17 protein-coding genes are annotated in these 19,084 nt (G+C 69.9%); 1 reads left to right on the plus strand and 16 read right to left on the minus strand.

What is annotated here, in order from left to right; translation table 11 throughout:
• Positions 1-3 precede the first annotated feature (3 nt).
• The 16 genes from LSF15_RS15670 to LSF15_RS15745 form a co-directional block, all read right to left on the minus strand.
• Positions 4-489, minus strand: coding sequence for a cell division protein SepF (locus LSF15_RS15670; RefSeq protein WP_232499497.1), 486 nt, complete (start codon positions 487-489; stop codon positions 4-6).
• A 33-nt stretch (positions 490-522) separates the two neighbouring features.
• A complete protein-coding gene (locus LSF15_RS15675; RefSeq protein WP_232499498.1) occupies positions 523-1,194 on the minus strand; it encodes a YggS family pyridoxal phosphate-dependent enzyme in 672 nt (223 codons plus the stop codon).
• A gap of 31 nt (positions 1,195-1,225) precedes the next feature.
• The gene (gene ftsZ / locus LSF15_RS15680) at positions 1,226-2,422 is read right to left on the minus strand and encodes a cell division protein FtsZ (protein ID WP_232499499.1); all 1,197 of its coding nucleotides are present in this window, start codon (positions 2,420-2,422) and stop codon (positions 1,226-1,228) included.
• A 251-nt stretch (positions 2,423-2,673) separates the two neighbouring features.
• Positions 2,674-3,555, minus strand: coding sequence for a cell division protein FtsQ/DivIB (locus LSF15_RS15685; protein ID WP_232499500.1), 882 nt, complete (start codon positions 3,553-3,555; stop codon positions 2,674-2,676).
• A gap of 196 nt (positions 3,556-3,751) precedes the next feature.
• Positions 3,752-5,152 carry a UDP-N-acetylmuramate--L-alanine ligase gene (gene murC / locus LSF15_RS15690; RefSeq protein WP_232499501.1) on the minus strand — a complete coding sequence of 467 codons (1,401 nt, stop codon included), beginning with the start codon at positions 5,150-5,152 and terminating at the stop codon, positions 3,752-3,754.
• A 99-nt stretch (positions 5,153-5,251) separates the two neighbouring features.
• Entirely contained in the window at positions 5,252-6,352 is a 1,101-nt protein-coding gene (gene murG / locus LSF15_RS15695; RefSeq protein ID WP_232499502.1) for an undecaprenyldiphospho-muramoylpentapeptide beta-N-acetylglucosaminyltransferase, read from the minus strand.
• A complete protein-coding gene (gene ftsW, locus LSF15_RS15700; RefSeq protein WP_232499503.1) occupies positions 6,349-7,611 on the minus strand; it encodes a putative lipid II flippase FtsW in 1,263 nt (420 codons plus the stop codon). The genes murG and ftsW overlap by 4 nt, the downstream gene beginning before the upstream one ends.
• Positions 7,571-9,112 (minus strand): UDP-N-acetylmuramoyl-L-alanine--D-glutamate ligase, encoded by a 1,542-nt coding sequence (gene murD / locus LSF15_RS15705; protein WP_232499504.1) that lies wholly within the window; start codon positions 9,110-9,112, stop codon positions 7,571-7,573. Before murD ends, ftsW begins: the two co-directional genes overlap by 41 nt.
• Positions 9,112-10,209 (minus strand): phospho-N-acetylmuramoyl-pentapeptide-transferase, encoded by a 1,098-nt coding sequence (gene mraY / locus LSF15_RS15710; RefSeq protein WP_232499505.1) that lies wholly within the window; start codon positions 10,207-10,209, stop codon positions 9,112-9,114. The genes murD and mraY overlap by 1 nt, the downstream gene beginning before the upstream one ends.
• Positions 10,206-11,633, minus strand: coding sequence for a UDP-N-acetylmuramoyl-tripeptide--D-alanyl-D-alanine ligase (locus LSF15_RS15715; protein WP_232499506.1), 1,428 nt, complete (start codon positions 11,631-11,633; stop codon positions 10,206-10,208). Before LSF15_RS15715 ends, mraY begins: the two co-directional genes overlap by 4 nt.
• Positions 11,630-13,177: a Mur ligase family protein gene (locus LSF15_RS15720; RefSeq protein ID WP_232499507.1), complete on the minus strand. Its 1,548-nt coding sequence runs from the start codon at positions 13,175-13,177 to the stop codon at positions 11,630-11,632. Before LSF15_RS15720 ends, LSF15_RS15715 begins: the two co-directional genes overlap by 4 nt.
• Before the next feature lie 13 nt (positions 13,178-13,190).
• On the minus strand, positions 13,191-14,999 hold the full coding sequence (locus tag LSF15_RS15725) for a peptidoglycan D,D-transpeptidase FtsI family protein (RefSeq protein WP_232499508.1): 1,809 nt from the start codon (positions 14,997-14,999) through the stop codon (positions 13,191-13,193).
• A gap of 44 nt (positions 15,000-15,043) precedes the next feature.
• Positions 15,044-15,634, minus strand: a complete 591-nt coding sequence (gene ftsL, locus LSF15_RS15730; protein WP_232499509.1) for a cell division protein FtsL — start codon at positions 15,632-15,634, stop codon at positions 15,044-15,046.
• Positions 15,631-16,584 carry a 16S rRNA (cytosine(1402)-N(4))-methyltransferase RsmH gene (rsmH, locus tag LSF15_RS15735; protein ID WP_232499510.1) on the minus strand — a complete coding sequence of 318 codons (954 nt, stop codon included), beginning with the start codon at positions 16,582-16,584 and terminating at the stop codon, positions 15,631-15,633. Before rsmH ends, ftsL begins: the two co-directional genes overlap by 4 nt.
• Before the next feature lie 104 nt (positions 16,585-16,688).
• Entirely contained in the window at positions 16,689-17,120 is a 432-nt protein-coding gene (gene mraZ / locus LSF15_RS15740) for a division/cell wall cluster transcriptional repressor MraZ (RefSeq protein ID WP_232499511.1), read from the minus strand.
• Between the two features lie 393 nt (positions 17,121-17,513).
• Positions 17,514-17,897: an SCO2097 family morphological protein gene (locus LSF15_RS15745; protein WP_232499512.1), complete on the minus strand. Its 384-nt coding sequence runs from the start codon at positions 17,895-17,897 to the stop codon at positions 17,514-17,516.
• 74 nt (positions 17,898-17,971) lie between these two features.
• On the opposite strand from LSF15_RS15745, the gene LSF15_RS15750 reads away from it, so the two are divergent.
• Positions 17,972-19,084 (plus strand): polyprenyl synthetase family protein, encoded by a 1,113-nt coding sequence (locus tag LSF15_RS15750; RefSeq protein ID WP_232499513.1) that lies wholly within the window; start codon positions 17,972-17,974, stop codon positions 19,082-19,084.

Below are 19,084 nucleotides of genomic sequence, written 5' to 3' on the forward strand. Positions count from 1 at the left end.
CGGCTACGCGTGCGCGAAGAACGACGCGTCGACGTCGCCCTCGGCGTCACCCGTCTCGCCGGAGACCACGACGTGCGCGGGCGACAGCAGGAACACCTTGCTCGTCACCCGCTCGATCCTGCCGTGGAGCCCCTGGGAGAGCCCGCTCGCGAAGTCGATGAGTCGACGGGCATCACCGTCGGACATCTGCGAGAGGTTGATGATGACCGGCACGCCCTCGCGGAAGGACTCGGCGATCACCTGCGCGTCACGGTATTGACGCGGGTGGACGGTCAGGATCTCGTTCATCTCCGCCTGCGGGGTGCTCGGTTGGACTTGGTGCTTTCGCAGCGGGGTCACTGCTGCACCGGACTTGGGTGCGGGCGCCGGCGCGGCGTGCACGACGGGCGCAGGAGCGGGGGCCGGCGTACTCGCTTGCTGGTTCTCGTTCTCGAACTCCTCATCGGCGAGTCCGAGATAGACCATGGTCTTCTTGAGCGGGTTCGACATCGATGCCTCCGTCTGGGTTCCGTCTCTTCGAGGCTAACCGGCGACCGGCCGATTCCCGGTGATTGCGGATCCGATCCGCAGGTGTGTCGCACCCTCCAGAATCGCATCGCGAAAGTCGTGGGACATCCCCATGGACAACGAGGTCGCCGCCGGTGCGATCGCTCGCACGCGCTCCGAGAGCCGACGTACCCGGGCGAACGCCGGTCGGGCCGGCTCGCCCAGCGGCGCGACCGCCATCAGGCCGAGCAGGTTGAGGCCGGGCGTTGCGAGCACGTGTTCCACGAGCGGTTCGAGACCCTCGCTCGACACCCCGCCTCGACCCGGATCGTCGGTGAGGTTCAGTTGCACGAAGCAGTCGACGGATGCCTCGTCGGAGCGCAGCGCGTCGACCAGCGCGACTCGATCGACGGAGTGGATCACCTTCGCATAGGCGCGCACCTGCTTCGCCTTCTTGCTCTGCAGCTGGCCGACGAAGTGCCAGCGGATGCCGAGCCCCTCGAGTTCGGCGGCCTTCGCCTGCGCTTCCTGATGACGGTTCTCGCCGATGTCGAGTACGCCGAGCGCCGCCAGTTCGGCGACGAGCGACGCCGGGTGGAACTTGGTCACGACGATGGTCGTGATGCCCGATGCCTCGCGCCCTGCTTCGGTCGCGGCATCCGCGACGCTCGCACGCACGACGGCGAGACGGTCGGCGAGGTCGCTCATGCACCCCGCCGCCCGTCGTGGCAGCGCCCGGTCACTTGAGGAAGTCGGGGATGTCGAGGTCGTCGCTGTCGTCGCCGAACGCGGGGTCGGAGACGATCTGGTCGGCCGTCGAGGTCTCGACCTCGCCCCAGTTCGCGGTCTCGACGAGTTCGTCGATGTCGATCTCGCCCATGACGTCGGCGGCCGACTCGCTGCCGAGCGACGATCCGCCGCCGACCGCTGCGCCGACCGCTGCGGGCACGAAGTTCGTGCGCCGCGCCTCGACCGGCTTGGCGTTCGGCTCGCCGCCGTCGAAGCCTGCCGCGATGACGGTGACTCGCACCTCGTCGCCGAGCGTGTCGTCGATGACGGCACCGAAGATGATGTTCGCTTCGGGATGCACCGCCTCCTGCACGAGACGTGCCGCGTCGTTGATCTCGAAGATGCCGAGGTTCGAGCCACCCTGGATCGACAGCAGCACGCCATGAGCGCCGTCGATGGACGCCTCGAGCAGCGGACTGGCGACCGCGAGCTCAGCCGCCTTGATGGCACGGTCGGCTCCACGCGACGAGCCGATGCCCATGAGCGCCGATCCGGCGCCTTGCATGACCGACTTCACGTCGGCGAAGTCGAGGTTGATGAGGCCGGGCGTGGTGATGAGGTCGGTGATGCCCTGGACACCGGCGAGGAGGACCTGGTCGGCGGTGGCGAACGCCTCGAGCATCGAGATGCCGCGGTCGCTGATCTCGAGCAACCGGTCGTTCGGCACGACGATGAGGGTGTCGACCTCTTCCTTCAGGCGTGCCACGCCCTGCTCCGCCTGCGTCTGCCGGCGCTTGCCCTCGAATCCGAACGGCTTCGTGACCACACCGATGGTGAGCGCGCCGATCGACTTCGCGATGCGCGCGACGACGGGGGCGCCGCCGGTGCCGGTGCCGCCGCCCTCGCCGGCCGTGACGAAGACCATGTCGGCGCCCGCGAGTGCCTCTTCGATCTCCTCGGCGTGGTCTTCTGCGGCGCGGCGGCCGACCTCGGGGTCGGCCCCAGCCCCGAGGCCGCGGGTGAGGTCGCGGCCGACGTCGAGCTTGACGTCGGCGTCGCTCATCAGCAGGGCCTGCGCGTCGGTGTTGATCGCGATGAACTCGACCCCGCGCAGGCCGAGTTCGATCATTCGGTTGACGGCGTTGACACCGCCGCCGCCGATACCGACGACCTTGATGACGGCGAGGTAGTTCTGGTTTGTCGACATGACCGGCCTTCCGTGCGAACTCTGAACCCTGAACCTCTAGTCGAAGGTTAAAGTTTTGCTGAGTATGCAATTCCTGAACTTGACGGTAGGTGCCCTCGCGCACGCTCCGCGCAAGGCTCGCCCGCGTGTCGCGAACCGCGGGCCGAATCGCACCGTTCCGCCGGTCGAGGAGCGACGCGGGATCGTCTCGAGACCCCCTGGATCTCGATACGGCGCTGACGCGCGCCGCCTCGATCGACGGCGATCGGCGTTCAGTACGTCACGGCGCTCTCTGGCGACGACACGTCGTACCCCGCCACTGAATCGGGCGGCGCGACGGCCATGAGCCTCGAGAGCACGACCGCCTTCACCGCCGACTCGCTCGCGCCGCCCCACACCACGGGCACACGACCGGCGAGTTCGAGGCGCACGTCGTCGGCCGTCTCGGCCGAGGCCGCGACGAGCTGCGCGCGCACGTCGGCCGGAAGGCTGCGCACGACCGCCGCCACCGCGCGGAAACCGTCGCTGCCGATGCCGCCCTCGACCGTGATGAGCGGCTGGCCCTCAGGACGCTCGGCCGGGCGCTCGATCACGACCCCGGCCCCGTCGACGAGCGCCAGCCCGCCATCGGTCTCGATCACGCCGACCGGAGTCCGCTCGACGATGCGCACGACGAGGGTTCCCGGTGGGATGGTCTCGGTCGAATAGGTCTCGATGAGCGAGAAGTCCGCGAGCGCGTCGTGCACGGCGTCGCGGGCGATCATCGGCAGCGGGGTGCCCAGTTCACCGTCGAACGCCGCGACGATCTCGGCCGCAGCGATGCGCTGCGCCCCCTCGACGCGCACCTCGCGCAGTGCCATCAGCGGGGAGTAGGCGCCCGCGACCACGCCGATCGTGACCAGCGCCACCGCTCCCCCGGCCACCCACCACGCGATGCGGCGGCGACGCGATCGCTTCGTGAAGCGCCGCACCTCCTGGCGTTCGTAGCGGCGTCGCTCACGCGCGGCCGCGGCGAGAGCCCGCTTGGCCGCCCGCGAACCGGTCGAGGTTGCGGCCGGGTCGGACGCTGCGGAATTCGCCGGTGACGATCCACCATCCTCCGGCGCGCCGGCGGCGCGCCGAAGCGTGCCGAGCTCGAGGGGTTCGGTCGGCACGCGGTCAGGATCGGCACCACGCTCGCGATCGCGCGTCGTGCGGGCGCCGGCCTGCGTCGGGGCTGCCGCAGGCGGGGCCGGCGCGGTTGGGACATCCGATCGCGCCGCCGATGGCGCCGAGGTACCCGAACCGGTACCTCGCGGGCGCGCCGCGGGCCGGTCGAATCCCTGCGGCCGCTTCACCGGCGGCTCGCCGTCATCCGCGCTCCTGCCCGAGCGATTCGAGCAGCTGCGGCACGATGCGGTACACGTCGCCGCAGCCGAGGGTGATCACGAAGTCGCCCTCACGCGCGATCTTCGCGGTGAGGTCGGCGGCCTCCTGCCAGTCGGGCACGAACGCGACGTGCGAGCGGTCGGTGAAGCGCTCGCTCACGAGCGCGCCCGTCACGCCGGGCACCGGGTCTTCGCGGGCGCCGTACACATCGAGGACGACGGTCTCGTCGGCGTACTGTTCGAGCACGTCGGCGAACTCCTGCGCGAACGCCTGAGTGCGACTGTAGGTGTGGGGCTGGTGCACCGCGATGATGCGGCCCTCGCCGACGACGGTGCGCGCCGCGGCCAGGGCGGCCGCGACCTCGGTCGGGTGGTGCGCATAGTCGTCGTAGACGCTCACGCCGCCGACGGTGCCGTGCAGTTCGAAACGGCGGCCGGTGCCGGCGAAGCGGGCGATGCCCGCGAGGGATGCCGCAGGGTCGAAGCCGAGCCCGACGAGCACCGCGAACGCACCGGCCGCGTTGATGGCGTTGTGCCGCCCGGGGATCCGCAACGTCGCGCGATGGTCGACCCCCTGGTAGGCCACCGCGAACGAGACGGGGCCGTCGGTCTCGATGGAATGCACGCGCACCGTGGCGTCGGCCGCCTCGCCGAACGTCACGACGTGCTCGTGCGCGAGTCGATCGGTGACTCGCTTCGCGCCCGAATCGTCGGACGAGATGACGACGAGCTCGCGAGCACGGTCGGCGAAGTCGACGAAGGCCTGCTCGAAGGCGTCGCGGGAGCCGTAGTGGTCGAGGTGGTCGGGGTCGACGTTCGTGATGAGCGCCACCGCCGTGTCGTAGAGCAGGAAGGAGCCGTCGGACTCGTCGGCCTCGACGACGAACAGGTCGTCGGAGCCCGCCGCCGACGAGACGCCGAGCTCCTCGATGACGCCGCCGTTGACGAAGCTGGGATCGACGCCGAGCGCGAGCAGGCCCGTGATGATCATGCCGGTCGACGTGGTCTTGCCGTGCGCGCCCGCGACCGACACGAGTCGCTGACCCGAGATGAGCCAGGCGAGCGCCTGCGAACGGTGCAGCACCGGCAGGCCGCGCTCGAGGGCGAGCTGGTACTCGGGGTTGTCCTGCCAGAGCGCCCCGGTGACGACGACCGCCTCGGCATCGCCGACGTTCGCGGCGTCGTGGCCGATCGCGATCTCGGCGCCGAGCGCGCGGAGCGCCGTGATGTTCGCCGAGTCGCGCACGTCGGATCCGGTCACTCGGTGGCCCGCGTCGATGAAGAGTCGAGCGATGCCGCTCATGCCCGAGCCGCCGATGCCGACGAAGTGGACGGCGCCGAGCTCGGCGGGGATCTTGGCGGTGAGGTCGGGCTTGATGGTCACTGGAGCGTTCTTCCTCGGATGCGGTCGCTGCGGGAGTCGGGTGGCCGGCGGGCCGATTCGTCGATCTGGCGGATGCCGCGACATCCGCTCACTCCAACGTTACGCGCTGCTCGGCCGGCCGCCGGCTGCCCCGCCGAGCGCCGCGTCGACGAGCGCCACCATGCGGTCGGTACCGTCGAGCACGCCGGCGGATGTCGCGGCGCGCGCCATACGGTCGACACGCGCCTCGTCGGCCAGGAGCGGGACGAGTTCGTCGCGCACCCAGGCGGGCAGGAATCGCGCGTCGTCGACGAGGATGCCGCCCCCGGCCCCGACCACGCCGGCGGCGTTGAACCGCTGCTCGCCGTTGCCGACGGGGTACGGCACGTAGACGGCGGGAATGCCGAGCGCCGCGAGCTCGCTGACGGTCGCCGCCCCGGCGCGCGACACCGCGAAGTCGGCGATCGCGAGTGCGAGGTCCATGCGGTCGGCGTACTCGACCATGCGGTAGTCGGCGATGCCGGGGTCGGTCACCTCGGACTTCGCGCCGGTGATGTGCAGCACCTGCCAGCCGGCGCCGGTCAGCTCGGCGGCACTCTCGACCATCGTGCGGTTGATGCGACGCGCGCCGAGCGATCCACCGGTCGCGAGCAGCACGGGTCGTGCGGCGTCGAGTCCGAAGAACGCGGCGGCCTCGTCGCGGAGCGCGCCGCGATCGAGCCGCTCGATCTCGCGACGCAGCGGCATGCCGACGACCATGGCCTGCGGCAACGGCGTTCCCTCGAAGGCGACGCCGACGGCACCTGCGTTTCGGGCGCCGAGCCGGTTCGCGAGGCCGGGCTTCGCATTGGCCTCGTGGATCGCGACCGGGATGCCGGCGCGTCGAGCAGCGAGGTACGCCGGCGTCGAGACGTAGCCGCCGAAGCCGACCACGACGTCGACCGCGCGTTCATCGATGATGCGACGCACGTCGGCGATCGACTTGCGGAACCGCGACGGGAAGGCGACGGCGGCGCGGCCCGGCCGTCGCGGGAACGGCACCTTCGCGATCGTGAGGAGCTCGTACCCGCGTGCCGGGACGAGTCGGGCTTCAAGGCCTTCGGCCGTGCCCAGCACGAGCACGTCGGCGGCGGGGTCGCGCTCACGCAGCCGGTCGGCCACGGCGAGCAGCGGATTGACGTGGCCGGCGGTGCCCCCGCCGGCGAGCAGGTAGACGGTCATCGCGTCGCGCGTCCCGCCTTCGCCGCCTTGCGCGCGGCGACCCGCGCGGCAGCACGCGCCGGAGCGCCGGGGTCGCGCGCGACCGAGAGCACGATGCCGATTGCGAACAACGTGGTGAGCAGCGCCGTGCCGCCGGCGGAGACGAGCGGCAGCGGAACACCGAGGACAGGGAAGACACCGAGCACGACACCGATATTGACACACGCCTGCCCGATGACCCACACGAGCACCGCAGCGGTCGCCGCCGTCGCGAACGGCGTGCGCGCTGAGCGCAGCACGCGCACGAAGGCGACCGCGAGCAGCGCGAACAGCCCGATCACGACCACCGCGCCGATGAGGCCCAGCTCCTCGCCGATGATCGCGAAGATGAAGTCGTTGTCGGCCGCCGGCAGCCACGACCACTTGGCCGCCGAGTTGCCGAGGCCCACGCCGAACACGCCGCCGTTCGCGAGCGCATACGTGCCGTGCTGGATCTGCCAGCAGGTGTTGATCGCGTCGCCCGTGCCCCCTGCCGCGCAGTCGGCGTCGAGGAACGACGTGATGCGGCGCATGCGGTTCTCGCTCGAGACCGCGACGACGGCGAACACCGCGGCGGCGGCGATGATCGGGAGGAGCAGCAGTCGCAGACGCACGCCGATGAGGAAGAGGGCCCCGAGCAGCATTCCTCCCATGACCATGACGGTGCCGAGGTCGCCGCCGAGGAGCACCAGGCCGATCGCTCCGCCGCCGACGAGCACGATCGGGAGGATCCCTGTGGTGAAGTCGCCGAGGTGCTCCTGCTTCTTCGTGACGATGAGCCCGAGCCACATGACGAGTGCGACCTTGATGAACTCGGACGGCTGGAACTGCACCGGACCGATCGCGAGCCAGTTCGTGTTGCCGCCGACCTCGATGCCGAGCGGCGTCGCGACGACGAGCAGCTGCAGCGCGCACGAGGCGATGAGCACCGGCCACGCGATACGCATCCAGAACCCCTCGGGCATGCGGCTCGCGAGCAGCATCGCCGGAACGCCGACGACCGCGAAGACGGCCTGCCTGATCGCCTGGTCGAGGAACCCGCCGTCGGCGATGTAGGACTCGACGAGCGACGACGACAGCACCATGACGAGCCCGAACACCACGAGGAAGAGCGTCGTGCCGAGGAGGAGGAAGTAGTCGGCCGACTCGACGCGGAAGACCCGCCCAAGTCGAATTCGGGCAGCCGAGATGCCCGAGGCCTCAGGCTTCGCGGGGCGGGTCGTGCGGGGCGGAGTCGCCATCCGCCTCACCTCCCAGCATCGATCTGACCGCTTCGTGGAACCGCCTGCCTCGATCGCCGTAGTCGGCGAACTGGTCCATCGACGCCGCCGCGGGCGCGAGGAGCACGGTGTCGCCGGCTTCGGCGACCGCCGCAGCCAGCGCCACCGCGTCGGGCATCACCTGATCAGTGTCAGCCGCGACGACCTCGAACACGGGCAGTTCGGGCGCGTGTCGCCCGAACGCCGCGACGAGCGCGGCTCGATCGACCCCGATGACGATCGCCGCTCGAAGGCGCGCGACATGCGCCGCGACGAGCGAGTCGACGTCGACGCCCTTCAGCAGGCCGCCGACGATCCACACGACCGTGCCGAACGCGGCCAGCGACGCCTGGGCGGCGTGCGGGTTCGTCGCCTTGGAGTCGTCGATCCAGCGGATGCCACCGGCGAAGGCCACCGTCTCGATGCGATGCGCGTCGAGGCGGAACTCGCCCAGCGCATCGTGGATGACCGCCACCGGAACCCCGAACGAGCGGGCGAGCGCGGACGCGGCAAGGATGTTCGCGACCACGTGCGGCGCCGCCAGGCCGCGCGGTTCGAGCTCGTCGAGCGTCGTGATCTCGAGGGCGGCGGTTCTACGGTCGTCGAGGAAGGCGCGGTCGCAGAGGATGCCGTCGACGACGCCGAAATCGCTCGGCCCCGGCACATCGAGCCCGAATCCGATCGCGCGAGCGCCCTCTTCGACCTCGGCGTCTTCGACCATCTTGCGCGTCGCCTCGTCGGCGCGGTTGTACACGCACGCGATCTTGGCGTTCTCGTAGACCGTCGCCTTGGCCGCTCGGTAGGCGTCGAACGACCCGTGCCAGTCGAGGTGGTCGTCGGCGATGTTCAGCACGACGCTCGACCACGGGTGCAGCGCGCCCGGCCCGGTCTTGGGCAGGTGGTGCAGCTGGTAACTCGAGAGTTCGACGACGAGCACGTCGAAGCCGCCGGGATCGCGCACGGCGTCGAGCACCGGGACGCCGATGTTGCCGCACGGTGCGGCCCTCAAGCCGTTTGCGGCGAGGAACGTCGCCGTCATCTGCACGGTCGTGGTCTTGCCGTTCGTGCCCGTGACGAGGATCCACTCGGCCGTGTTCACCTTGTCGCGCACGCGCCAGGCGAGTTCGATGTCGCCCCACACCGCGACCTCGGCGCCGCCGGCCCACTCGAACACGGGGTGGTCGGGATGGAATCCGGGCGAGGCGACGATCACCTCGGGTGCGAACGCCACGAGCTCGGCGGGCACGTGATCGAGCGGATGCCGCAGCAGGCGCGCCCCGATGACCTCGAGGATCCTCGCCCGGTCGTCGTCGACCTCGGGCGCGACGACGAGCACGTCGGCACCGAGCTCGGTGAGCGTGTCGGCGACCGCGAACCCGGTGACCCCGACGCCGAGCACCGCGACCCTGAGCCCGGCCCAGTCCGCGTTCCAGCTGGTCAGCCCATCGAGCCTCGAGGCGCTCGACGCTGGGACGTCGCCCATCAGCGCTGCAGCCATTCGAAGTAGAACGCACCGACGCCGGCGGCGACGAACAGGCCGCCGATGATCCAGAAGCGCACGACGATCGTGACCTCGGCCCAGCCCTTGAGCTCGAAGTGGTGGTGGATCGGACTCATGAGGAAGATGCGCTTGCCGCGCGTCAGCTTGAAGTACGCGCGCTGCACGATGACCGAACCGGTCTCCATGACGAAGAGTCCGCCGATGAGGATGACCAGCAGTTCGGTGTGACTCACGATCGCGAGGGCGGCGAGGGCACCGCCGAGGGCGAGCGACCCGGTGTCGCCCATGTAGATCTTCGCCGGATTGGTGTTCCACCAGAGGAATCCGATGAGGCCGCCGACGATCGCGGTCGCGACGATCGCGATGTCGAGGGGGTCGCGCACGTCGTAGGCGCGATAGGCGTCGCTCGGGTTCAGGTTCGGACTGAACTTCGATTGGTTGAACTGCCAGAACCCGATGATCACGAACGAGCCGATCGCGAGGATCGACGCACCGCCGGCGAGGCCGTCGAGCCCGTCGGTGACGTTGACGCCGTTCGAGGCCGCGACGGTGATCAGGCAGATCCACACGACGTAGAGCACGATGCCGACGACCGTGCCGAACACCATGAAGTCGAGCGGCAGGTCTCGGATGAACGAGATCTTCGTGTTCGCCGGTGTGACGCCCTCGTCGCTCGGGAACTGCAGCGCGAGCAGTGCGAACGCGGCCGCGATGACCACCTGCCCGAGCACCTTCGCCCAGCCGCCGAGCCCGAGGCTCTGTCGCTTGCGGGTCTTCAGGAAGTCGTCGACGAAGCCCACGAGCCCGAGCCCGACCATCATGCCGAGCACGAGCAGTCCCGACGCGGTCGGTCGCTCGCTCGAGAAGAGGAGCGTCGCCGCGAAGTACCCGAAGAGCGAGCCGAGGATGAAGATGATGCCGCCCATCGTGGGCGTGCCGCGCTTGACGTGGTGGCTCTGCGGCCCGTCGTCGCGGATGAACTGACCCCAGCCGAGCCGCGTGAACAGCCGAATGAAGAGCGGGGTCAGAAACAGCGTGAAAGCGAGCGACAACGCCCCGGCGGTCAACAGTGCTCTCACGCGAACCATTCTCCCAGTCGATCGCCCAGCAGACGCAGACCCGCCGCGTTCGACGATTTCACCAACACCGTGTCGCCCGGGCGCACGGAGGACACGACGAGGTCGAAGGCCTCGTCTGCGGTCTCGACGAAGGCCGACTCGCCGGCCCACGATCCCTCGTTGATCGCGGTGATGTGCAGCCGCCTCGCGCCCTGGCCCACGACGACGAGCTGCGAGATGCCGAGCCGCACGGCGAGGAGGCCGATGCGATCGTGCTCGTCGCCCGAGAACTCCCCGAGCTCGCTCATCTCGCCGAGCACGGCGATCGTGCGCGTTCCGGGCGCCCTGACCTGTGCGAGCGTCTTCAGCGCCGCCGACATCGAGTCGGGGCTCGCGTTGTAGGCGTCGTTGATGATCGTGATGTCGTCGCGTCCGCCCATGAGCTGCATGCGCCAGCGTTCGGCGAGGGTCACCCGCTCGAGCGCATCGACGATGTCGGCGAGCGGCACCCCGAGTTCCAACGCCGCGGCGGTCGCGGCGAGGGCGTTCATGACGTGGTGCTCGCCGAGCACCCCGAAATGCACGCGAGCGACTGCGCTGGTCCGGGCTGGCCCGTCGGGGACCGTGATCGTGAACTCCGTGCCACGCGCGTGCACGACGAGGTCGGTCGCGCGCACGTCGGCCCGCTCGCCGAGGCCGAACCAGACCACTCGCGCCGCGGTGCGTTCGGCCATCGACGAGACCCGCGGGTCGTCGGCGTTCAGGATCGCGACCTCGTGGGCGGCGAGCCCGGTCACCATCTCGGACTTCGCGAGCACGGTCTGCTCGATGCCGCCGAACTCCCCGGCGTGCGCGAGGCCGACCTTCAGCACGATGCCGACGTCGGGGTGCGCCATCTTCACGAGACGAGCGATCTCTCCGACCGCGGAGGCGCCCATCTCGGCGACGAGGAACTCGGTGTCGTCGGTCAGCTCGAGCGCGGTGATCGGCCCTCCGACCTCGTTGTTGAACGACTTCCGCGACGCGACGGTGGCGCCATGCCCCTGCAGGATCGCGCGCAGCAGGTTCTTCGTGGTCGTCTTGCCGTTCGATCCGGTGACGCCCACGACCTTGAGGCGCCCGTGCGATCGCACGCGTCGCACGACCTCGGTCGCGAGGGCCCCCAGGGCGTCGACCGTGTCGGCGACCACGATCTGCGGCACGGCGAGGTCGAGCGGGTGCTCGACGACCAGGAGGGCCGCACCCTGCTCGGCAGCGGACGGCGCGAATCGGTGCCCGTCGTCGAACTCTCCACGCTTGGCGAAGAAGACGTCCCCATGGCCGATCTCGCGGGAGTCGGTCGTGACGGTGCCCGAGACGACGGTCTGCGGCGAGGCATCCGTGCCGTCGAGATGCAGGGTGCCGCCCGTGGCCGACGCGACCTCTGCCAAGGTGAGGTCGATCATTCGAGCCACCCCGCATCGCGCAGCGCCTGCTTCGAGTCTTCTCGCGCCGAATAGGGCAGCTTCACGCCGCGCACCTCGTGGTAGTCCTCATGGCCGGGGCCGGCATACAGGATCGAATCTCCTTCGTCGGCGAGGGCGAGTGCGGTGCGGAACGCCTCGCGGGGATCGGCGATCTCGTGGATCTCACGGTCGGGCACCGCAGCGCGGGCGCCCTCGATGAGGGCGGCTCGGATCGCGGCCGGGTCCTCGAATCGCGGATGGAAGTCGGTGACGACGACCACGTCGGCGCCGCGCGCGGCGATGGCCCCCATCTCGGCCCGCTTCGTGGTGTCGCGGTCGCCGTCGGCGCCGAAGACCATGACCACGCGTCCCGTCGTGAACCGGCGGATCGCCGCGAGCGTCTGCAGGAACGCGTCGGGACTGTGGCCGTAGTCGATGTAGACGATCGGGCCGCGGTCGCCCGAGATGCGCTCGGCACGGCCGGGGATGTAGGCATCGATGCCGCCGGCGCGCTCGAGCACCTCGGCGATGCGGGCGAAGTCGTAGCCCGCGTCGACGAGCATGACGATCGCGAGCGCCGCATTCGCGGCCATGTACCACCCGAGCAAGGGCACGCGGGTCTCGAGCCGACGGCCGTCGGCACCCTCGAGCACGAACGACGTGTACGCCGCCTCTTCGTCGAGCACGGTGAGACGCCAGTCGGCTGCGACATCGGCACGGGTCGTGAGCGTGGTCACCGGGATGCCCGACTCGCGCGCGAGCCGCTCGCCCCACGCCGAGTCGACCGTGACGACGCCACGGCGAGCTCTCCCGGGCTGGAACAGCTCGAGCTTGGCCTCGAAGTACTCTTCGAGGGTCGCGTAGTCGTCGAGGTGGTCGTGGCTGAGGTTCGTGAAGCCCGCGATGTCGAACACCAGGCCGTCGACGCGATGGCGCGACAGCGCCTGGGCGGAGACCTCGATGCCGACCGCACGCACGTCGACCTCGCGCATGCGGGCGAGCAGTGCGTGCAGTTCGCTCGCCTCTGGGGTCGTCAATGAGCTGGTGACGGCCTCGTCGCCGATGCGTCGCTCGGCGGTCGACGTGAGCCCGGCGATGACGCCGAGCTGGCGCAGGATGCCGTAGAGCAGGTACACGACGCTCGTCTTGCCGTTGGTGCCGGTGACGGCGAAGAGCGTCGCGGGGTTGTCGGCGGTGCGGTGGATCCACGCGGCGACGTCGCCGAGCGCAGCGCGCGCGTCGGCGGTCACGAGGATCGGCAGCCCGGCGTCGGTGGCGAGGGCGGCGCCGGCCTCATCGGTCAGCAGCGCCACGGCGCCGGCCTCTCGAGCGGCGACGGCGAACTGTGCGCCGTGGGCGTTGCGGCCGGGGACGCCGACGTAGAGATCGCCGGGGCGCGCCGCCGCCGATGAGAGGCCGACGCCCGTCACCTCGAGGTCGCCGAGCTCGCCGCGCACGTCGAACCCGAACTCGTCGGCCAGGCCGCGGAGTGATCGGGGGCTCGGGTGCTGCGGCCGGAGGGCCGTGGGAGGCGATCCGGTCACGAACCCAACTTTCTCACCAGGTGGCTGGCAGTTCGGGCGCCTGGGCGCCGGATGGAACGGTCCGATACTTCTTCAGCACCTGGCTCATCACCTCTTGGAAGACGGGCGCGGATGCGGCGGACGAGTTCATCTTAACGGGATTCATGATGCTCACCGAAACGACGAACTCCGGGTCATCCGCCGGAGCGAAGCCCGAAACCGACACGAGATAGCCGCTCAGGTAGCCGCCCTGGCCGTCGGGAACCTGCGCCGTGCCGGTCTTCGCTGCGACGCGGTATCCGGGGATGTTCCACGTGTCGGCGAGCCAACCCTCGGCGTACACGCGCTCGAGCATCGCGCTCGTCTCGTCGGCGGCCTTCTCGGAGACGACCCGCCTGCCCTCGGACGTGGTCGCGGTCGTCTCGCCGTCGGCGGTTCGGCAGCTGTCGACCAATGACACCGGCATGCGCACACCGCCGTTCGCAAGGGTCTGGTACACGCTCGCGATCTGCACGGCGGTGGTGGTGAGGCCCTGCCCGAACATGGTCGCGTACTTCGTCTGGTTGTCCCACTCCCCCGGTCCGCCATGCAGGTCGCCCGGCTCTTCACCCGAGAAGCCCACCTCGGTGCGTTCGCCGAGCCCGAACTTCAGCATGTCGTCGTACCGCTGCTGGTCGGTGAGCCGCTCGCCGAAGATCGACATGCCGGTGTTCGACGAGTCGATGAGCACCCCGGTCATCGTGTAGGGCGTCGGCCCGTGGAAGAAGCTGTCGTTGATGTTCGCGCCGTTCGGCGGCAGGTATCGGTAGTCGGCCGTGATGCGGCTGAGCGGGTCGCCCTTGCCGGCATTGATGACGGATGCCGCGGTGAGGGCCTTGAACGTCGACCCGGGCTCGAACGGTGCGGTGAACGACCGCGACCCGCGATCGTCCTCGGCCGTCGCGTCGGGATCGTTGGGGTCGATCGTGGGAACGTCGGCGACGGCGAGCAGTCGCCCCGTCTTGGCCTCCATGACCGTCACGGTCGCCCAGTCGGCGCCGACGGCCCGGCGCTGCTCCTCGGCGATGCGCTGCACGAAGAACTGCAGGTCGGCGTCGATCGTGAGCTGCAGGGTGCCGCCGTCGTGCGCCTCCTTGTGCACCACTTCGGTGCCGGGGATCCGCACCCAGTCCTTGAGACTGTGCAGGTAGCTCGCCTCGCCGTTCTCGCTCGCGAGGCAGTCGTTCTCGGAGAGCTCGAGCCCTGCGAGCGGTTCGCCGTCGTCTTCGCGAAGGAAGCCGAGCAGGTTGCCGCCTACGGCACCGTTGGGGTACCGGCGACTCGGGTGCTGGTAGGGGACGACCCATGGGATGTCGAGCGCCTTGACCGCCTCGTACGTCGTCGTGTCGACGAGTTTCGCGACGTACGCGAAATCGGATTCGGGGTTGTCGGCGAGCGCGGCGGTGATGATGCCCTGCACCTGGTCGGCGGTGAGCCCGACCACCGAGCCGAGCTCGGCGGCGACCTGCTCGAGCGGAACGTCGACCTCGGTGGTCTTGGCGGGATCGGCAGGATCGGGCACCTCGCGGGTCACATCGCCCTTCATCGCCTGCTTCGGTGAGAGCGCGATGTCGTAGCGCATGACGGTGTCGGCGAGCACCTGACCGTCGGCATCGACGATGTCACCGCGCGCCCCGTAGACCGTCACTGGCACCGACCGTGCATCCTGCGCCTGCACGTTCAGCGCTGATGCCCTGACGATCTGGACGTCGACGAGCTTCACGACGAACACGCCGACGAGTACGACCATCACGACCGCGAAGACGAGGATCCGCCGCATCGGGTACCGGCTGGTTCGGTTCATCCGCTTCAGGTTCCCTCGTTCGTCGGATCGTGCGCTTCTGCTCGTCAGTGGGTCGCGGGTGTCGGCAGGCTGCCGTCGACCGGTGGCGGTGCCGGCGCTCGGGCGGGAATCGCCTCGCCCGCATTGCCGGCCGCACCCGGTGTCTTCCCCTGCGTCGGAGTCTCCCCGGTCGGATGCTCGGTGACGAGCGGCACGCCGTCGATCAGCGCATTCGGAACGAGCGGCGCGGTCGCCTCGGTGCCGGCGCCGGCCGCGGCGGGATCACCGGTCACCGCCCCGTCGGAGAGCCGAAGGAAGACCGGATTGGCGTTCGGCACCATGCCGAGCGCCTCGGCGTTCGCCGCGAGGTACTGCGGCGACTGCACACGGTCGAGGTCCTCGCGCAGCTGCTGCTGCTGTCGATCGAGTTTCGCCTGTGCGATCTGGTACTTGTCGACCTCGTAGGCCCCCTGCGTGACCGCGATCGAGAGCAGCAGCTGCGCCACGACGATCGCGGCGACGCCCGCGACCGCGATGATCGCGTACGCGAGGCGAGGTTTGGCCCGGCGTACCGCCTCTGGCGCAGGCCGCAGCCAGCGCGGGCGCCCGGGCGTCCGTGCTGGCGCCGGGATGGATTGGGCCGGCACAGCGCTCATGACGGCCTCCTCACTCGTTCAGCGGCGCGCAGTCGCACCGGCTTCGCACGCGGGTTCTGCGCCTGCTCGGTCTCGCTCGCCAGTTCGGCGCCCCGTACGAGGAGCTTGAACTGCGGACGGTGTTCGGGCAGCTCCATCGGCAGCCCTGCGGGCGCCGTCGAGCTCGACGCTGCCTGCAGCACCCGCTTGACGATGCGGTCCTCGAGCGACTGGTAGGCGAGCACGACGATGCGGCCGCCCACCGCGACGGTGTCGAGGGCTGCGGGCATCGCCCGCTCGAGCACCGAGAGCTCCTCGTTCACCTCGATGCGCAGCGCCTGGAACACCCGCTTGGCGGGATGGCCCTGCCGCGCCACGGCAGCCGGCGTCGCCGCCTGGATCACGGCCACGAGCTGCGCCGAACGGGTGATCGGGACCTCGGCCCTTGCTCGCACGATGGCGCGCGCGTAACGGGCGGCGAGCTTCTCCTCGCCGTAGTCGAGGAAGATGCGCCGCAGCTCGTCTTCGCTCGCCTCGGCGATCACGTCGGCCGCGGTGCGACCGCTCGTGGAGTCCATGCGCATGTCGAGCGGCGCATCCTTCGAGTAGGCGAACCCGCGCTCGGCGCGGTCGAGCTGCAGCGACGACACGCCCAGGTCGAAGAGCACGCCCTGGACCTCGCGGAAGCCTTCGGAGCGCACGGCTGCAGCGATGCCGTCGTAGACCGTGTGCACGAAACGGGCGCGCTCGCCGAACTTCGCGAGGCGTTCGCGCGCGATGGCGAGCGCGTCGGTGTCGCGATCGAGTCCGATGACCGTGAGATTCGGGAACCGCTCGAGGATGGCCGCGGCGTGACCGCCCATGCCGAGGGTGGCATCGACGAGCACGGCGCCGTCGGCGTCGAGGGCCGGTGCAAGCAGTTCGAGCGTGCGCTCGAGCATGACCGGGGTGTGAATGCGTTCGATGTCCATGGTTCCGCCTTGTCTTCGTGGGCCTCTGGTCCTGATCCCCACCCGTTCGTCCTGATGCGGGGAAGTGCACCAGGCCCGGCCGGCTGGGAGTCGGGGCCCGAGGATCAGAAGAGTCCGGGGATCACCTCCTCCGCCGTTTCCGCGAAGGCCGCCTCCTGCTCGGCGAGGTAGCTCTGCCACGCCGCCGCATCCCAGATCTCCACCCGACTGCCGGCGCCGATGACCGTGAGGTCCCGGTCGAGCCCCGCGTAGCCGCGGAGGTTGGCTGGGATGGTGACCCGATGCTGCTTGTCGGGGGTCTCCGCGGATGCCCCCGAGAGGAAGACGCGCATGTAGTCGCGCGCCTGTTTGCTCGTCACCGGGGCTTGGCGGATCTTGTCGCTCATGCTCTCGAACTCACGTGCACTGAACACGTAGATGCAGCGCTCTTGTCCCCGTGTGAGCACGAGTCCGTTCGAGAGCTCGTCCCGGAACTTGGCCGGAAGAATGACGCGGCCCTTCTCGTCGAGCTTCGGCTCGTAGGTCCCGAGGAACACCGCACCACCCCCTTTCCTCCGGCCAGGATCCAGGTGAGCCCCACTTTACTCCACTCTCATCCACGCTTCAACGACATTCGCTCGTTTTTGTTGGAGCACCGGCGCAGAACCCGCATGAATCCGGGGAAGAAGGGCGGTGGAGTGGAGTGGAGGGAGATTGCTGGGAGTTCGACGCGAGGCCGATCGCCACCACTGATGCCGCCGACGGATGCCGCGGGGTCCTGCCATTCCGGCACTGATTCCCCGGCGCGCACGACGAAACGGGCCGATCCCGCGATCGACCCGCTGAAGTGGCGCGAAGTGGAGGGGTTGGGTGGCGCGAGGTGGAGGGGACGAGAAAACGGGCCGATCATCCGATCGACCCGTCCGTGTGGTACGAGGTGGGAGGTGCCCCTAGTCGTGGCCCTCCTGGCGGCGATCCCAGCGATCGTTCATGCGGTCCATGAACCCGCCGCCGGAGCGACGCTTGCCCTGCGGCGCCGACGCCTCGGTCGGAGCGGGCGCGGCAGCACCGCTCTTGCCCGGAGTGATGGCGATGAGCACGCCGGCGAACATGAGCGCGAAGCCGACGATGCCGACGACGAGCAGTTGCAGCGCGACGCCCGCAATGAGTGCGCCGACACCCGCGACGGCGAGCAGCACGCCGAGGACGATCGCGCGGTAGTTGGGTCGACGACCACGTACTCCACCGACCGCATGCACGAAGTCGGCATCGTTGCGATAGAGGTTGCGCTCCATCTCCTCGAGAAGACGTTGCTCCTGCTCTGAAAGCGGCATCTCATTCCCCTCAGGCTCGGGATCGACGCATCCGAGTCCATTCTAGCCCTGCCTCGCCTCGGTAGGCTAGGCGGGTGGCTCATGGTTCCCGTCTGGTCGATCTGGTGCACGAACGCATCGAGGAGTTCCTCGCCGAACGTACCTCCATTCTCCGCTCGATCAGCCCCGACCTCGACCCGGTCGACGGGTTCTCACGGCGGTTTCTCAGCGGTGGCAAGCGCTTCCGAGCGCTGTTCTGCTATTGGGGCTGGCAGGGGGTGCGCACGAACGCGTTCGACCCGTTCGAACCCGACGGCGCAGACGACCGCTACCCGGTCGTCTCGGCGGCAGCCGCCCTCGAGCTCTTCCACGCCGCCGCGCTCGTGCACGACGACATCATCGACCGTTCCGACACCCGCCGGGGCGCGCCCTCCGCGCACCGGTTGTTCGAGGGCCTGCACGCCGAGAACGGCTGGGCCGGAGACGGTGCCGAGTTCGGCACCGATGCCGCGATCCTCCTCGGCGACCTGCTGCTCGGCTGGAGCGACGAGATACTCGATGAGGGGCTCGACCCGCTCGCCGATCGCCGAGCCGCCCGCGCGGCTCGGCGCGAGTACATGCGCATGCGCACCGAGGTGACCGCCGGACAGTACCTCGACATCCTCGAAGAGCGCGCGTGGCTCACGAAGCCCGACCACGAGCAGCGGTTGCGCGCCGAGCGCGTGATCACGTTCAAGTCCGCGAAGTACAGCATCGAGGCCCCGCTGCTCATCGGCGCAGCCATCGCCGGCGCTTCGTCGGCGCAACTCGAGGCGCTCCGCGACTTCGGGCTCCCCCTCGGCATCGCCTACCAGCTGCGGGACGACCTGCTCGGCGTGTTCGGCGACCCCGACGTCACCGGCAAGCCGAGCGGCGACGACCTTCGCGAGGGAAAGCGCACGATGCTCGTCGCGATCGCCCGCGAACGACTTGCACCCGGGCAACGCCGGCTGCTCGACGAACTGCTCGGCGACGCCGAGCTCACCTCCGAGCAGGTGCGCATGCTGCAGCGCACCATCACCGAGTGCGGAGCGGTCGACGAGGTGGAGCGCATGATCGCCGACAACGTGGCGCGTGCGACCACGGCGCTCGAGGGAGCGCCGCTCAGCCGCGCGGCGCGCGACGAGCTCGGCGAGCTCGCCAAGACGGTCACGCGACGCGCCCACTGA

Origin of the sequence: Agromyces humatus (assembly GCF_021228295.1) — a bacterium.
Classification (GTDB): domain Bacteria; phylum Actinomycetota; class Actinomycetes; order Actinomycetales; family Microbacteriaceae; genus Agromyces; species Agromyces humatus.

Coding starts and splice junctions, on each gene's coding strand:
- ftsL (WP_232499509.1), bottom strand. CDS start 15,634: ATGAGCGCTGTGCCGGCCCAATCCATCCCGGCGCCAGCACGGACGCCC.
- LSF15_RS15715 (WP_232499506.1), bottom strand. CDS start 11,633: ATGATCGACCTCACCTTGGCAGAGGTCGCGTCGGCCACGGGCGGCACC.
- ftsZ (WP_232499499.1), bottom strand. CDS start 2,422: ATGTCGACAAACCAGAACTACCTCGCCGTCATCAAGGTCGTCGGTATC.
- LSF15_RS15670 (WP_232499497.1), bottom strand. CDS start 489: ATGTCGAACCCGCTCAAGAAGACCATGGTCTATCTCGGACTCGCCGAT.
- murG (WP_232499502.1), bottom strand. CDS start 6,352: ATGACCGTCTACCTGCTCGCCGGCGGGGGCACCGCCGGCCACGTCAAT.
- LSF15_RS15725 (WP_232499508.1), bottom strand. CDS start 14,999: ATGAACCGAACCAGCCGGTACCCGATGCGGCGGATCCTCGTCTTCGCG.
- murD (WP_232499504.1), bottom strand. CDS start 9,112: ATGGGCGACGTCCCAGCGTCGAGCGCCTCGAGGCTCGATGGGCTGACC.
- rsmH (WP_232499510.1), bottom strand. CDS start 16,584: ATGGACATCGAACGCATTCACACCCCGGTCATGCTCGAGCGCACGCTC.
- LSF15_RS15745 (WP_232499512.1), bottom strand. CDS start 17,897: ATGCCGCTTTCAGAGCAGGAGCAACGTCTTCTCGAGGAGATGGAGCGC.
- LSF15_RS15675 (WP_232499498.1), bottom strand. CDS start 1,194: ATGAGCGACCTCGCCGACCGTCTCGCCGTCGTGCGTGCGAGCGTCGCG.
- ftsW (WP_232499503.1), bottom strand. CDS start 7,611: ATGGCGACTCCGCCCCGCACGACCCGCCCCGCGAAGCCTGAGGCCTCG.